This window comes from Stenotrophomonas sp. YJH_SMC_94-11 (assembly GCF_059370435.1).
The window spans coordinates 311,337-326,721 of record NZ_JCAFTR010000002.1 but is presented as its reverse complement, the minus strand read 5'-3'; the positions used below and the strand labels follow the sequence as shown (position 1 = coordinate 326,721).

At 63.4% G+C, this 15,385-nt stretch carries 12 protein-coding genes and 1 tRNA gene; 7 read left to right on the top strand and 6 right to left on the bottom strand.

The features are described from left to right. Window positions 1–66 precede the first annotated feature (66 nt). The gene (locus AC5P74_RS05740) at window positions 67–711 is read left to right on the top strand and encodes a TetR/AcrR family transcriptional regulator (protein ID WP_206620419.1); all 645 of its coding nucleotides are present in this window, start codon (window positions 67–69) and stop codon (window positions 709–711) included. A 72-nt stretch (window positions 712–783) separates the two neighbouring features. Then, on the top strand, window positions 784–2,925 hold the full coding sequence (locus AC5P74_RS05735; protein WP_329842472.1) for a TonB-dependent siderophore receptor: 2,142 nt from the start codon (window positions 784–786) through the stop codon (window positions 2,923–2,925). Window positions 2,926–2,974: 49 nt separating this feature from the next. Here AC5P74_RS05735 and AC5P74_RS05730 read toward each other — a convergent pair whose 3' ends face one another. The 4 genes from AC5P74_RS05730 to AC5P74_RS05715 all read right to left on the bottom strand — a co-directional run bounded on the left by AC5P74_RS05730 (window position 2,975) and on the right by AC5P74_RS05715 (window position 6,503). Continuing rightward, window positions 2,975–4,297: a Smlt3024 family type IV secretion system effector gene (locus AC5P74_RS05730; RefSeq protein WP_346607440.1), complete on the bottom strand. Its 1,323-nt coding sequence runs from the start codon at window positions 4,295–4,297 to the stop codon at window positions 2,975–2,977. 19 nt (window positions 4,298–4,316) lie between these two features. Further along, window positions 4,317–5,183: a Smlt3025 familytype IV secretion system inhibitor gene (locus tag AC5P74_RS05725; RefSeq protein WP_053497255.1), complete on the bottom strand. Its 867-nt coding sequence runs from the start codon at window positions 5,181–5,183 to the stop codon at window positions 4,317–4,319. Between the two features lie 76 nt (window positions 5,184–5,259). Further along, a complete protein-coding gene (locus tag AC5P74_RS05720; RefSeq protein WP_053497258.1) occupies window positions 5,260–5,667 on the bottom strand; it encodes a hypothetical protein in 408 nt (135 codons plus the stop codon). A 488-nt stretch (window positions 5,668–6,155) separates the two neighbouring features. After that, complete coding sequence (locus AC5P74_RS05715; protein WP_014037677.1) at window positions 6,156–6,503, bottom strand: winged helix-turn-helix transcriptional regulator; 348 nt, start codon at window positions 6,501–6,503, stop codon at window positions 6,156–6,158. Between the two features lie 101 nt (window positions 6,504–6,604). Between AC5P74_RS05715 and acuI the strand changes: the two genes are divergently transcribed. The 3 genes from acuI (at window position 6,605) to AC5P74_RS05700 (ending at window position 11,857) form a co-directional block, all read left to right on the top strand. Next, window positions 6,605–7,594: an acrylyl-CoA reductase (NADPH) gene (acuI, locus tag AC5P74_RS05710; RefSeq protein ID WP_171957348.1), complete on the top strand. Its 990-nt coding sequence runs from the start codon at window positions 6,605–6,607 to the stop codon at window positions 7,592–7,594. A gap of 151 nt (window positions 7,595–7,745) precedes the next feature. Next, window positions 7,746–10,499: a UvrD-helicase domain-containing protein gene (locus tag AC5P74_RS05705; RefSeq protein ID WP_495204860.1), complete on the top strand. Its 2,754-nt coding sequence runs from the start codon at window positions 7,746–7,748 to the stop codon at window positions 10,497–10,499. A 395-nt stretch (window positions 10,500–10,894) separates the two neighbouring features. After that, window positions 10,895–11,857 (top strand): hypothetical protein, encoded by a 963-nt coding sequence (locus tag AC5P74_RS05700; protein WP_049436696.1) that lies wholly within the window; start codon window positions 10,895–10,897, stop codon window positions 11,855–11,857. A gap of 144 nt (window positions 11,858–12,001) precedes the next feature. Here AC5P74_RS05700 and AC5P74_RS05695 read toward each other — a convergent pair. Then, window positions 12,002–12,091: transfer RNA gene (locus AC5P74_RS05695), tRNA-Ser, on the bottom strand. Between the two features lie 151 nt (window positions 12,092–12,242). Between AC5P74_RS05695 and AC5P74_RS05690 the strand changes: the two genes are divergently transcribed. Further along, entirely contained in the window at window positions 12,243–13,589 is a 1,347-nt protein-coding gene (locus AC5P74_RS05690; protein WP_188239396.1) for a DUF7256 domain-containing protein, read from the top strand. A gap of 72 nt (window positions 13,590–13,661) precedes the next feature. On the opposite strand, the gene AC5P74_RS05685 is transcribed toward AC5P74_RS05690, so the two are convergent. Further along, complete coding sequence (locus tag AC5P74_RS05685; protein ID WP_005410175.1) at window positions 13,662–14,654, bottom strand: LysR family transcriptional regulator; 993 nt, start codon at window positions 14,652–14,654, stop codon at window positions 13,662–13,664. A gap of 127 nt (window positions 14,655–14,781) precedes the next feature. Between AC5P74_RS05685 and AC5P74_RS05680 the strand changes: the two genes are divergently transcribed. Then, window positions 14,782–15,369, top strand: a complete 588-nt coding sequence (locus tag AC5P74_RS05680; protein WP_005417285.1) for an FMN-dependent NADH-azoreductase — start codon at window positions 14,782–14,784, stop codon at window positions 15,367–15,369. Window positions 15,370–15,385 lie beyond the last annotated feature (16 nt).

Here is a 15,385-nt window from a genome sequence, read left to right as displayed (position 1 = left end):
GCGCCGGCCCGGCGCTCTGGTGCGCACAATGTTACACTGGGTGTACGTTTACACAAGCCAACCGCCATGACCCCGCCCCAAGGCCGTCGCGAGCAACGCAAGGCACAGACCCGACAGGCAATTTCCGATGTCGCCACCGCGCTGATCATCCGGCGTGGCTTCGAGGCGGTGTCGATGTCCGAGATCGCCGAGGCCGCCGGGGTCTCGCGCAAGACAGTCTTCAACTATTTCGCCAGCAAGGAGGACCTGGTATTCGACCGCGACGAGGAGGCGCGGGTGTTGCTGCGCGAGGGCATGGCGGCGCGCCGCGGCATGACGCCGCTGGCCGCTTTCCAGTCGCTGGTGAGGGAGCTGCTCGACAGCGGCCATCCCCTGTTGCGGATCAACTCCGGTGCAGCGGCCTTCTGGGCCACCGTGGCCGACAGTCCGGTGCTGGTGGCGCACGCGCGACGGCTGCAGGCACTGCTGGCCGACGACCTCACGCTGTTGATGGCAAGCGCGGTCGGGCGGCCAGCGGATGATGCCGAGGCACGCCTGGGTGCGGCGATGCTGCTGGCGTCGATGGTGGCGGCCTATCAGGGAGGCCTGGCCAGCCAGCAGGAGGGTGAGGATCCGCGCCAGGCGATGCTGCAGCTGATCGTGCGCGGCGGGACCGGCGTGCTGGTGGCCCTGGCCGGCACCCCGTATACCGACCCGGGCCCGCGTCCATAGTGCATCCGGGGGATAGGTCCCGAAGCACTGCAAATGCTAATCTTTCTCATTTGCAGCCCAGCCTCGCCCCTCATGCCCTTTCCAACCCCGCTCAAGCACGCCCTCTGCCTGGCGCTGCCCCTTTTCCTGGCTACACCTGCACTGGCTTCCGAGGCCTCCGCTGACACCCCGAAGGACCTGGACAAAGTGGAAGTCCGCGGCCGCGCGCAGACCCTGTATCGCACCAACGATGCGGCCGTCGGCACCCGCACCGATACCCCGCTGGAACTGGTACCGCAGTCGATCCAGGTCGTGCCGCGCGATCTGATCGACGACCAGGCGGCGCGCCAGGTCACCGATCTGTACCGCAGCATCAGCGGCATCAGCTTCTTCAGCTATGCCGGCGTCACCCTGCGCGGGTTCCGCCAGGAGAACGTGCTCTACGACGGCCTTCGCGGTGATCCCTATGCAGGCTTCTCGGTGCCGCAACTGTTCAATATCGAACGCGTGGAAGTGCTGAAAGGTCCGGCCGGTGCGCTGTACGGCGGTGGTGATGCGGGCGGTGTCATCAACTATGTAACGCGCAAGCCCAAGGCGCGCGCCGAACGCCGCATCGAGCTGCAGGCAGGCGACAGGGACTTCCGCGCCGGATCGATCGAAGGCACCGGCCCCTTGAATGCCAGCGGCAGCATTCGCTATCGCGCCGGCCTGTATGCCGACAGCGAGCAGGGCGTGCGCTGGAATGCCGACAGCGAAAGCGTGATCGGCGATGCCTCGCTGGCCTTCGATGTCGGCCAGACCGGCGAACTGGTGCTGCAGTTCACCGACATCACCCAGAACCTGGGCGGCAACCGCCTGCGCGGCGTGCCGGTGAACGATGCCGGCAGCTTCCTGACCGACCGGCGATGGAACCACAACGAGGCCAGTGACTTCCTCGACATGCGCGCCAAGGTCGCCCTGGCGCAGTATCGTTTCGCACCGCGCGACAACCTGGACGTGGACATTGCCGCGCGCTGGTTCAGCAACAACGAGCACCAGATGTACCACGAGCCGATGGGGCTGATTGATCGTGATCGCGACGGCGTGGCCGAGTGGATGACGCGCCAGCTGCGCAACCAGATCCGCGACAACGAGGCCTTCACCGCCAGCGGCAATGCCGTCTGGCGGATCAACACCGGCCGTATCGAACACAAGGTGCTGTTCGGTGCCGACGTGTATCAACTCGACGCCGACTTCACCGCGCAGACCGCCAACAGTGCCGACCTGGCACGCGGCGCCGGCCCTGTGCGCGGCATCGACCTGTTCAACCCGGTCTATGGCGCGAGCACCTGGCACGACTACAACCTGGCCGCCCTGCCCTGGCGCAGCACCGCCACCCGCAGCAAGCGCTACGGCGGCTATCTGCAGGATGAGCTGGCACTGGGCACGCGCTGGCATGTGCTGGCCGGACTGCGCTGGGATGGCTTCAAGGACGAGGACCGCATGGGTGGCAGCAGCGTGGATGGCAATGCGCTCAGCTGGCGTCTGGGCAGCACCTTTGCCGCCCGGGACGGCGTGAACCTGTACGCCAACGTCGCCAGTGGCTTCGTGCCGCAGAGTGCCGCCAACCAGAATCCGGCGGCCGGTGGGCCCTTCGACGCTGAGCGCAGCAGGCAATGGGAAATCGGCCTGAAATCCCTGCTGGCCGACCGTGTGACCCTGAACATGGCGGCCTACCGCATCGACCGCAGCAACATCGTGCAGGCCACCGGCGAAGTGAGAGACGGCGTGAACCAGCTGGCCGCGCTGGGCCTGGTACGCAGCACAGGCATGGAACTGGACCTGCTGGCCGATGTGACCGAGCGCTGGGTGGTGAATCTGACCTACGCCTACAACGACGCACGGGTGAAGGACGCCGGACCGAATGGCATCACCAATGCCTCCGGCGACCGCTTCGCGAATGCGCCACGCAACAAGCTCGGCCTGTGGACACGCTACGACCTGCCGTCGATCAACTCGGCCATCGGCTTCGGCGCCGACCATGTGGGCGAGCGTGTCAGCCTGGATGGGCAGACGGTCAAGGCTTACACGGTATTCGACATGAGCTGGAAGACCACGTGGAAGCAGTGGCAGTTCCAGGCCAACGTCAAGAACCTGTTCGACAAGGTGTACGCAGCCAGTGGCTTCATCGAACGCAACGGGCATTTCCCGGGCGAGCCACGGCGGGTGTATGTGCAGGCGGCCTACCGCTTCTGAGAAGGCCTTCCAGCAGAGCCGGGCGCCCGCGCGGCTCTGCTGCGTAACCTCAGCCCATCCGCATCGCAGGGTTGTCACGCGCGTGGACGTCGTTGTCCTGCTGGCGCTGCATGGTCGCCTGCTGTCGCTCCAGGCTGGCGGCCTCGATCTGCCGCAGCGAGTGTTCGACCGGCGTCTGCACTGCCGTGTCCGTAGGCATGACGGCACGCAGATGCGCGGGATCGCTCATCTCGCCCTGCACCACGAACACGTTGCGGCCGGCCGGATGTTCGGCGGTCTGCGTGCTCAGCAGCACATGGTCGGCCCGTTCAAGCTGGTTGCGACGGGCCAATGCCATCACGCTCGCCACAAGGCGCTCGCTGTTCTCGTCGTGGGTACGCCCGGCGCGGGCGTCGATCGCGGCCACGCCTTCGCGCACCTGTTGCATCAGTGCGTAGTCGCGGTGGCCCGGACCAATGTCGGCCAGGCGGGTCGGTGCCTGCGAGGGATCCGGCACGTCGTCCACGGCGGCGGTCAGCGGGCTGCGGGTGATGGTCCGGTACGGGTCGTCCGGGTGGAACTGGGTGCGTTTTTCCTGGCGCTCCAGACGAACCTCGCGCGCGTCGTTGAGCTCGGCGATGCGGGCCGGATCGGTGATCTCACGCATCGAAATGTGGCCACCACCCGCGGTGACACTGGCCCACTTCCTGTCCGCTGCGAAATACATCGCGTAGTAGCTGTTGCCACCGATGACGTTCGGATCGACTGCTGAGCGCCCTTCCAGTGCCTGGGTGGCTTCCAGCACGCTCAACCGGGTGAGGTACTGCCCACCCTTCGCCCATCCCATCTGGCTGATGGCATCGACGCTGGTGTTGCCTACGCGCGGGCCGCCGGCATAGTCGTTGTTGAGCATGTTGGTCCAGATCTGTTCCAGCTTCTCGGGGCCGCTCTTCTGCTCGGCCGCCTGCAGCAACACGCGCGGCGTCCAGCAGTTGGGATCAAGTTCATGCCGTTCAAATGCCCGGTCGTGAGCCAGCATTACATCCTTGCCGGGGAGATTCAGTGCAAATTCGGGACGCCCCTGCTCCATCCAGAACAGGCGTCGCTCCAGGTCCTGGCGCAGAAGCGTCTGCCCAAACATCTCCCATTGGCACTCGCTCAGCTGCGCGTCGGGAAAGCCGGAGCCCTTGCCTTCCTGATTCCGGGCATATTCCTGTGCGTAGCTGTTCGCAACGCGGCCTGGCAAGCTGTCGTTGCGAACGACGCCCAGCGCAAGCGTGCCATAGCCATCCGCATCTGGCAGCTGCGACAGATAGTTCCAGTACAACTCGCGGTTTCCGGCCTTGGCATAGCTGGCCAGAATCTTGAGATTTTCTTGCGTCAATCCGCCCATCGCCTGCTCCTGAATGCACTCACTTCCGGACGCGGGAGCGCGCGAGAATATCCCGCACCGCATCTTCCATCCGCTTCCAGTCCGCCAGGAAGGCCCGCTTGTAGTTCAGCGAGATGGAAAGCTTGTTCTCCACATCCGAGAAATAGTGGAAGCACCCCGCAGCGGCTTGCCCTTGCTCACTGATGACCTGATCGCCCTGCAGGCGAACGCCATCCCCCCGAAACGCCGTGCTTTCGCATTTGATGAATGTGGTCAGACTGCCGTTTGGAGCGCGCGCGATGTACCAATCATCTTCATAGGCAGGATTACGCGTGGGCGGTTTTCCATAGCGTGCCTCGTATTCCTTCGAGAAAATCCCCATCCTCGTTTCATCGATGGCGTAAGGCGTCAGTCCCATGACGGCGGGCCGCGCAATACGCAGATCGAGCCGATCCCGAGGATCCCCTCGCTCCACCGATCCTTCCTCGGTGGATGCCTGGTTGGAGGACAATCGCTCCAATGATGTTTCGATTGGCGCACGATCGATGTAGTCGATCGCCACAGCAATTTCCTTCCGGAAATCATTCGTACGCGGACTCGCCCGGGCACCCGGCGCCGTCGGTGTCATGTCCGGCCATTCGATGACCAGCGTCACGCCCTCGCCGGGCCACGGTGCGATCTGGCTGTCCAGGTAGTTGGCCGGGATGCGGAAGGTGTTCGGCCCTAGCTTCACGTCCACGGGGGCATCGGTATAGGTGTGACCGTTGATCGTGCGGCCGGTCTGCGTTGCGCCGGACATGGCGGGATTCCTTTCGTGTTCGGTGGACGGCGGCCGCGCACACGCGCCGGCACTCACCGCGACGGAAAGTGCAAGCGTCAGGCAACGGCCGGGGGACATCACGTGCATGGGCATTCCATTGCAGGGCTCCGGCGCCACTATAGGGAACCGGGCGTCAACGGAACAGGAACCGCATCGTAGCCCTTCATGGAACCAGACAGCGCTCCACCTGCAGCGACAGCACCTGGCAGGCGTTGAACAGGCCCTCGACCAGCGCCGCGGACGGATAGCAGGCGGGATCGTCGCTCTCCCGTGCCACATGCGCGGCGTGCAGCACCGCGGTCAACGCCGTGATGCCCGACGCGCTGCGGGTCGCCAGGGCCATGTCGAAGGCGCGGCCGGGGCTCAGGCGCATTTCACTCCAGACCTCGCCATCGGCGCGCAGGTTCCTGCCGTAGCCTTTCAGGTGTGCAAAGAATGCCGATGGCGTGACGAGATCGGAGGATTCGCGGAGCGCGTTCTCCAGCGTATCGGCCAAGGCAGCGGGAAGATCAAGTACAGCGGCTCCCAGCAGCGCATGCAGGCGGGGATGATCGGGAAGACGTTCGGGCATGACGGCAACCTCACGATGTGGCCACCTGCAGATGCAAGGTGGCGGACGGTGCGGGTTGGCGTGCCGGATACATGATGCAAGAAGCCGGCGGATCGAGAGATCCCCACGCACCGTCCGCCATGAACTGGCAGGCGATGCATTGTCACGGTGGCAACTCTGGCTGCAACCGTGACGCCGCGCATCATGTACGTTCGGGACGCCAATCCCGGCCACGGCGAATGCCCTGGCGCGGCCATGGTTACCGCCCTGAACCGGCGGTGGAAAGCAGGGAAATCCTGATCGATCACGTCGCTACGTTGGTTGCGTCAGTGGATGTCGAGTTGTCCATTGACTGGCGTTCTTCGCCAGCAGGCGACTACCATCGACGCGTACTTTCCGGACGCCCTGGCCAGCCGTATACGACATGCGCGCTCGCGGTGCCAAAGACCCGCCGATGGCTGTAGGCATTCGCGAAACCCACATGCGGCAAGCGCAACGCCGCTCAGCTTTCAGCTATCGCCTTGGGTGCTCTGATAGCCACGATAGGTTTCACCCCACTCGCGCATGGCAAGCAGCACCGGCACCAGCGTGCGGCCGAACTCGGACAGCTCGTATTCCACTTTCGGCGGCACTTCCGGATACACGTGGCGGATCACCACGCCATCGGCTTCCAGTTCACGCAACTGGCTGGTCAGCATGGACTGGGTGGCATTGGGCACTCGCCGGGTCAGTTCCATGAAACGTCGCTTGCCGGTCATCAGGTGAAAAAGAATGATCGGCTTCCACACGCCACCGATCACGGACAGCGTCACTTCCACCGCACACCCGCTCTTGCCATCCCAACGCTTGCTACGCATGCATACTCCGGAAGACCATAGTACCTACGGAAAATCGTCGTTCTTGTTGCGATAGAGGCGCGAGCCTAGCATGGCCCCATCCCATGAATGTGAGGCCATCCATGACGTTCAAAGCACTGCTGACCCGCAAGACGAACAACCAGCTCTCGACCGAGCTGGTCGATTTCGACGAGGCCGACCTGATGGACGGCGACGTCCTGGTGCAGGTCGAGTACTCCACGCTCAACTACAAGGATGCGCTTGCGCTCACCGGCAAGAGTCCGATCATCCGGACGTTCCCGCTCATTCCCGGCATCGATCTGGCAGGCGTGGTACTGGAATCCAGCAGGACCGACTTCAAGCCAGGCGACCGCGTCGTGCTCAATGGCTGGGACCTGAGCATGGGCCACCACGGCGGCCTGGCCCAGCGCGCCCGGGTGCGGGGCGAATGGCTCAACCGGATTCCCGACAACCTGAGCACCCGCGATGCAATGGCCATCGGCACGGCTGGCTACACCGCGATGCTGTGCGTGCTGGCCCTGGAACATGCAGGGGTGACGCCTGCACAGGGCGATGTGCTGGTCACCGGCGCCAACGGTGGCGTCGGCTCGATCGCGGTGGCAATCCTCTCGAAGCTGGGTTACCGCGTGGTGGCCGCTACCGGGCGCCCGGAGCATGCTGAGTATCTGCACAACCTGGGGGCGAGCGAAATCATCGACCGCGCGCAGCTTTCGGAACCGCGCAACCGGCCCGTGAGCGCCGAACGCTGGGCCGGTGTGGTGGATGTGGCCGGCGGCCCTACCCTGGTCAACGCCATCGCCGAGACGAAGTATCGCGGTGCCGTGGCCGCGTGCGGCCTGGCGCAGAGCGACGCTCTGCACGGCTCGGTATTGCCCTTCATCCTGCGCAACGTGACCCTGGCCGGCGTGGATTCGGTGAATGCTCCACAAGAGGTTCGCCAGCGCGCCTGGGATCGGCTTGCGACCGACCTGGACCCGCAAAAGCTGGAAAGCACCGTGCAGCAGATCGGCCTCGCCGAGGTGCTGGATGTCTATGAGCAGATCATCCCCGGCAAGGTGCGCGGCCGCATCGTCGTGGATGTGAACGCCTGACGCCTGTCGCGCTGGCGAGGGTGCAATGCCATCGCTGGCTCACGCGCGCGACTGACCGGAAAACGCAGCGTGCCACGCCAAGCCGCCTTATCATGGGGCGGCAAGGGCGCTTTACGCCCGGTGACGTACGCAAGGCAGTATCTGGATGTCTATGGAATGGCGCCCCTCGGTCTGGGGCCAGCGTATGACCCGCTCGCCGGACTGGCAGTTGCGGCTGGATGGCGAACAGGTCGCACTGTTGATCGACGGCGGGCAGTATCGCCAGCATGTAGCGAACGAACACAGCGTGCGGGTCGTTCGCGGCGTGCTCTGGTCCAGGGTCGAACTGACGACCGAGCGCGGTGAAGCACTGTCCGTGGATGGGCTGCCAAACAGCCAGGGCTACCGGCTTGCCGCTGCCGTTCAGCACGTGCTTTTCGCGCGCTCCAGGCGGGGGCGCAAGGCACTGTTTGAGCACGTTCTGGCGCAGATCCAGGCGTGGCTGGCCGAGGCGGACGCGCTTACCGACCGAGGCACCACCGGCCGCCGCTGGATCACGTACGAACAGCAGCAGGCGTTGCTGGCCGAGCGCCCGTCCCTGCCCCTCCCGTCAGCCGAGCTGGAGCAGCTGTTCCTCGACGAGGAGGTGCATGACGACCTGCACTCGGACCGCCACCGCATGGCACTGGATGCACTGCACGACTGGCAGCTGGATTGGCCCGCCATGTGGGCGGACGCCAATGAGGCAATGGCGACCCGTGAACTGGGTCTGGCCAAGCCCTTCCTGGACCGGGTCGAGAGCAGGCCGCTGACCGAGGAGCAGGCCCGCGCCGTCATCTGCTTCGACAACCGGGTGCAGGTCGTGGCCGCGGCCGGCTCTGGCAAGACCTCCACGATGGTTGCCAAGGCCGCTTATGCCATCGATCGCGGCTTTGTCCAGCCCGAACGGATTGTGATGCTCGCCTTCAACAAGGACGCCGCTCAGGAGCTGGAAGAGCGCGCGCAGCGATGCTTCGACCGGCTCGGCATGGGCGACACCATGGTGGAAGCCTGGACCTTCCACGCCCTGGGCCTGTCCCTCATCGCCAAGGCCACAGGGCGCAAGCCCGATATCCCGGAATGGGCGGTCGACGCAACGCTGGGCTTCAACAAGCTGGCCGAACTGGTGGACGACCTGAAGGACCGTTCGACCCACTTCCGCACCCAGTGGGACATGTTCCGCCTGGTGTTCGGACGCGATCTGCCGCCGTTGGGTGCCGACATGATGGCCGATGGTTACGACCGCGATGGCACGCCCTACATGCGTACCCTGCAGGGTGAGCGAGTGAAGAGCCTGGAAGAGTGCGTCATCGCCGACTGGCTGTTCTACAACGGCGTGGCGTACGACTACGAGCGGCGCTACGAGTTCGATACCGCGACGGATACCCACCGCCAGTATCGTCCTGACTTCTACTATCCGGACGCCCAGCTGTATCACGAGCACTTTGCGCTGGATGCCGATGGCCAGCCGCCGAAGCACTTTGCCAACTACAGCGAAGGGATGCGCTGGAAGCGGCAGCAGCATGCGGCACGCGGCACCGCACTGGTCGAAACGACGTCGTTCGGCCTGCGCAGTGGACAGGCCCTGCAGCATCTTGCCGAGCGGCTGGGTGCGTCTGGTGTCGAACTCGACCCGCACCCGGACCGCGAGCTGCCTGACCAGGGCGCCAAGCCGATGCCGGATGCAGACCTGATTGGCCTGATGCGCACCTTCATTGCGCATGCCAAGAGCAACTGCCTGACGCTGGATGACATGGCCGCACGCCTGCGGCAGATGCCTGAGGATCAGTTCAAGGAACGCTACCGGCGCTTCCTGGAGATCGCCGGGCCGGTTTTCCAGGCCTGGGACGATGCACTGGCTGACGAGCGCAGCATCGATTTCGAGGACATGCTCAACATGGCCGCCGGGCTGCTGGAACAGGGCCACTATGAATCACCCTACGATCTGGTGATGGCCGACGAATTCCAGGATGCCTCGCGCGCCCGTGCGCGCCTCTGCCGTGCGCTGGTCAGCCAACCGGGCCGCTATCTGTTTGCGGTGGGCGATGACTGGCAGTCGATCAATCGCTTCGCTGGCGCCGACGTTTCGGTGATGACCGGATTCCGTGAATGGATGGGGCATGGCCAGGTGCTGAAACTGGAGCAGACATTCCGATGCCCGCAGGCACTGTGTGATGTTTCCAGCCGCTTCATCAGCCGCAACCCCGCGCAGATCGCCAAGAAGGTCCGCTCTGCTGCGCCGGCAATGGGCCCGGTGCTGCAGGCGTTCCAGATGAACCGGCGTGAGGAGGTGCAGGATGGCGTTCGCCAATACCTGTCGAAACTGCACCAGCAACTATTGTCAGGCGCGGTGGCGCAGGGCCGCAACGGGCGCGTGACTGTATTCGTTCTGGGGCGGTATCGCGCGGATCGCGGTGCGGTGCCTTCGGATTGGAAGACGGCCTTTGGCAGCACGATGGACGTCGAGTTCCTGACCGCACATCGATCGAAGGGGCGCGAGGCGGACTACGTGATCCTGCCGGCTATGATCAACCGCAGCTTCCCGAGCCTGCGCGCCGATGACCCGGTGCTTTCGCTGGCGATGCCGGATGGTGATACCTATCCGCTGAGCGAAGAACGACGCCTGTTCTATGTCGCGCTGACGCGTGCGCGACGATCGGTTGCGATGTTCACCGTGCAGGGCAGGCACTCGCCGTTCCTGGATGAGCTGGTGGAGGACGGGGCAGTGGAAGTGACCGCGATTTCAGGCGCGGCCATCCACGAAGAGCGCTGCCCGGTGTGCAAGGTGGGCGTGTTCGTGGACCGCAATGGGCCGCACGGGGCGTTCCGGTCGTGCTCGAGTTATCCGTTGTGCCATAACAAGCCGAAGGGTGGGCGTCGATACTGACTTCAGCCCAAAGCAGCACTCGCAAGGGCGCGAACCGCCTCTTAAGCCCAACGAGGTTCTGAGCACCACGCGATTTTGAGGCCGGGCCTCAAAGGCTAGAAGACTGATCGTAAACAGCTTCTTCTCGGAGAACATATTGCCGACTTCCCGCGATCAGACACGTGCCAACGCCGCATCTTGCCGCTGCGCCAAGCGCGGAAACGCTCGGGCAGGGGAAAAGCGCGGAGAAAAACCACGTCGACAAACGTAATTTGCCGCACCTCGCTCAAGTGACAATTGCGCAAGGCTATCCTCCACGCGCCTCATTAAACTGTTGACGAAACTGAACAATCCCGCTAATTATTAGGATTCGCCGATGTTCTGGGCTCGCTGTTTCTGCTGGAAGGGGATCCAAGGTGGAAGATACTGATCGGCCGGGAATCGGCTATTTGAAGCTATATGGCGAGGCAGTACCGACCGGGGTAATTTCGGCCTCCGCTGCGGGGAACCTGCTACTCGGCCTCGACGAGTGCATTCGCTACTTTTGCCGAATGCAGTCTCCTGGCTTGGCTGCGATCGAGTATGAGGTCCCGGTTAGAACCTCGGAAGGATCTTGGATTGCCTGGATCCAAGAGCACGGCGTACTGATTGCCTCGGGCCTTGCAACCTATGGTATCGGATCGTATGTGAAGAAAGCCGCTGAGAAAATGGCAGAGAAGGATTTCCGCGACGTGGGCCTTTCTGACGTGATCCGAAAGTCGATGGATGCATTCAGAAAGCTCTTGGAAGTCCTGAAGCATACAAAAGGGAGCCGCGAGTGGAACAGTCGCCTCCATTGGAAAACGGTCAATGGCGTTGTTGGTATCGAAAACGAAGCCGGCGAGATCATCTATATCCCCATCGAGTACTTCAAATGGTACATGGACGTCCCACATGCGATGCTCAAGCGAATATCATCGGCCGTCAGAGAAGGGCGCTCGTTGGAAGTCGGATCTTTGACCGAGGATGGTCACCTTGAGACCACTACCATCACAGTAGCGGACAAGTCCTTATTTGGACACCTTCCCGCCTCAAATGACGATGGCGGAATTCTGTTCCCCGAGCTCGAACATGGGGATGCCGTACGCCTTGCCGGAAGGCTAATCCGAGGAAACGAGAACGCTAACTCTCTAGGTCTTGAATACAACGGTCACGTGCTGAACTGCGTCCCTGAAAGCGGTAACATCAAAAAGTACAAGCCAGCACTTTTCCTCCCTTGCATTGTTGAGGGTAGGATTTCGCGCTTGCACAAGCAGCCAAATGCTGCAGAGAGACGACCGACAGTCATAGTCTCGGATGTTATCCCGCTCCATCCGGACGACCAGCTACCTCTTGTGTAGAGAAATTGCACCCTTCTGCATAGCTGCCAATGCTGGCAGCTATGTATCGCATGACTCGATCTGCGTGGTCATATCACCGCTCGGCGACGGGCCACTAAGCAAGAAGCAAGGGTCTCCATCCAAAATCGATGGCTCAAATGCTATTGGCGGAGAGAGTGGGATTCGAACCCACGGAAGGTTTAACCCTTCGCCGGTTTTCAAGACCGGTGCCTTAAACCGCTCGGCCATCTCTCCGTATCGGCCCAGCCTGCTGGCCGGGCACGCATTCTCGCACGGCCGGGCGATTTGCCCAAGACCCCTGCACCACGTCCATCTGCAACTAATCCGATAGCCTTCCCACGCCCCGGCTGGCTAGAGTGACCAATTCCCTCTGGCCCCTACCCGCATGGACAACTCCAGCCTCCTGAACATACGCCCGGGCATGCCTTCAAGCGCCCTGGCCCAACTTCTGGGCACCCGATGGAAGGAGCCGGATGAACAAGGTCATCTGACTTGCCTGAGCAAGGACGTTTTCGTTCGACTGGATAGCGATCGAGCCATTGGATACGTCATTTTCGCCTGTTCAATGCCCAAGACGGTGCTGGTCGAGGGCCTGCGTACGGGCATGGCCATCGGCGACGCTCTCGCCAACAATCCTCGTCTCGCTGTACTGCCGGAAGAGCCAGAGGACGCATGCGAAGGATGGGCGACCTACGGCTTCATCACGGATGACGGATTGCAGGTGGCCACGAACGTGAACACGCGGGACAACACGGTAAAGAGCATTCGCCTGGAGAACCCGAACGCCACCTACTGCGAGCCTGCATCGCCCATATTCGATCCGACGTTGACCAAGGCCTTTGACATCGCGCTTGGCCCTCAGCGCGTACTCCCCAAAGCAGGCCGCGGCAGCGAATGGGCCGGTGGCTGGACGCTGGGCCTTCCCCCAGGCATCACCGGTGAACAATGGCCTTTGAGTTCCAGCAACGGGCACCCGTTGCGCCACGCCTTTACATTGCACCTGCCCTCGGAGTACCGAACCAAGGGAAATGAGCTGGTTGCTCTCTCCCTGTTCGTAGACGATCAGCAGGAGGAGCTCTGCACCGTCGAGGAAATCGCGGAATACTTCGCCTCTCCCCTTTCCATGACCCCGCCAGAGGGCAGCGACCTGCTTCCCTTCTGGCAGCATCGCCAAGCCAAGCATGCGCACAGCCACAGCATGGAAGACATCCTTGGAACGCAATTCTGCGCCATCTGGCTTACACAGCAGGAGTTTGATGGCGAGCTGAGCCTGCCGCCCAAGCCGAATTCAGCCCTGCTGCATGACCCTCCGACCTGGATCGAACAGGACTACGCAAGCTACTTCTACGAGCGCTGGCTGTACACCAGGAACGGAAATGCCGTCATCCCGGGCGCGGGAATCGGAGGCGCCTCCAGCGAGACCGTGGCACTGCCGATCAGCGCATCCATCCGCACTGACGATCCCAACGTAGGCAGGTCGCCGCGGGAGTGGGAAAGCGAATGCGCCATCAGTGGATACATCGAGGCATTCAGCGAGCGTGGTGAGGAACTGAACCTGAGTCGCTGGGATTCCATTGCCCACCTCGGCGGAACGATGCAGCCCCAGCAGGGCTACCCTGAGTTCGGCCCCTACTACCTCGAATTCGAGGAGGGTTTTGGCGGCTTCAATTTCGGTGGCGGCAACGCACAGTTGGATCTGCAGCAGATGAAGATCGACTGGGCGTGCGGATGACACCGTCGGATTGAAGCAAAAAGCCCCGGAACGTCGCCGGGGCTTTTCTTCACGGAAGCAGTGCAGCAGCCCTCAGCCGGCATCCACCGCCAGCGCACCCAGCGCACTGGCCTTGATCCGCTCCTTGGCCTTTTCACAGGCGCCACCGCAATCCAGGCGCGAGGCCTCCAGCTGCGGCGGCAGGTGCTCGGCCAGGAAGTCGATGAACACGCGCACCGCCGGCAGCAGGCCGCGGCGCGAGGCGAACACGGCGTGGCACACGCCCTGCGGCAGCGACCAGTCCGGCAGCACCACTTCCAGCTCACCGTTGCGCACGGCGTCGGCGCACACGGTCTCCGGCAGCATGGTGATGCCGAAACCGTCCTTCACCATGCTCTGCAGCAGCGGGAAGTCGAAACCGGCCACGCGCGGCTGCAAGTCGACCCGGCGCACTTCGCCTTCCGGGCCATGCAGTTCCCAGCGCTGGCGTGCTTCGTCTTCGCTGATGCTGAGGGTGACGTGCTGGGTGAGCTCTTCCGGGTCCTTGGGGCGTCCGGCGCGGTCCAGGTACTTCGGGCTGGCCACCAGCAATTCCTGCACCTGGCCGAAGCTGCGCATCACCAGGCTGCCGTCGTCGTCCAGGCGTGAACGCACGCGCAGGGCGACGTCGTAGCCTTCATTGATGATATCCACGCGGCGATTGCTGATGTTCAGCTGCAGCCGCACCTTCGGGTACTGCTCAAGGAACTTGGGCAGCAGCTTGGGAAGCTGCATCTGCGCCAGTGACACCGGCACGCTGGCGCGCACCACGCCGCGCGGCTCCGCGCTGAGGCGGTCCACCACTTCGCGTGCGGCCTGGGCCTCGGCCAGCATCGTCTGCGCATGGCGGTGCACGCTGGTGCCGACATCGGTGACCGCGAAACGGCGCGTGGAGCGCTGCAGCAGGCGTACGCCCAGGTCGGTTTCCAGCTGGCTGATGCGGCGGCTCAGGCGCGACTTGGGAATACCCAGTGCGCGCTCGGCGGCGGCGAATCCGCCGTGGTCGACCACCATCGCGAAGTAGTACAGGTCATTCAGGTCATGCATACCCGAGTTCCATATCTAGAACAATACGTGGCATTCAACCACCTTTATTCCGCCTTTGCAACAACCTATCGTTCTCTCCGTCGGCGGGGCCACCCCGCCCCTTCCTCCCAGAACACAGGTGACTGCCATGAAGCTTCTGCATCTCGACGCCAGCGTGCTTGGCGACAACTCCGTCTCGCGCCAGCTGTCGGCCGCTGTGGTCGCCCGCTTCGCCAGCCAGATCGATGGCCTGCAGGTCGATTATCGCGATCTTGACGCCAATCCGGTACCGCATCTGCGCAGCAGCTCGCTGGCCAAGACCGACGCGGCCGAGGCGACCGATGCTGAACAGGTGATGCAGCAGTTCCTGGACGCCGACATCGTGGTGATCGGCGCGCCGATGTACAACTTCAGCATTCCGTCCACGCTGAAGGCCTGGATCGACCGCGTGGCCGTGGCCGGCCGCACCTTCAAGTACACCGAGAACGGCCCGGTGGGCCTGGCCGGTGGCAAACGGGTGATCATCGCCAGCAGCCGTGGCGGCATCTACACCGACTCGCCGGCCGACTTCCAGGAGCCGTTCCTGCGCCAGGTGTTCGCCTTCATGGGCATCAACGAGGTCGAATTCGTGCGCGCCGAAGGCATCGCCTATTCGCCGCAGCATCGTGAAGACGCCATTGCCGGTGCGCTGGCGGCACTTCCGTCGCACGAAGCGGCCGAAGCCGTCGCTGCGTAACGCGTTCCAACGTTCG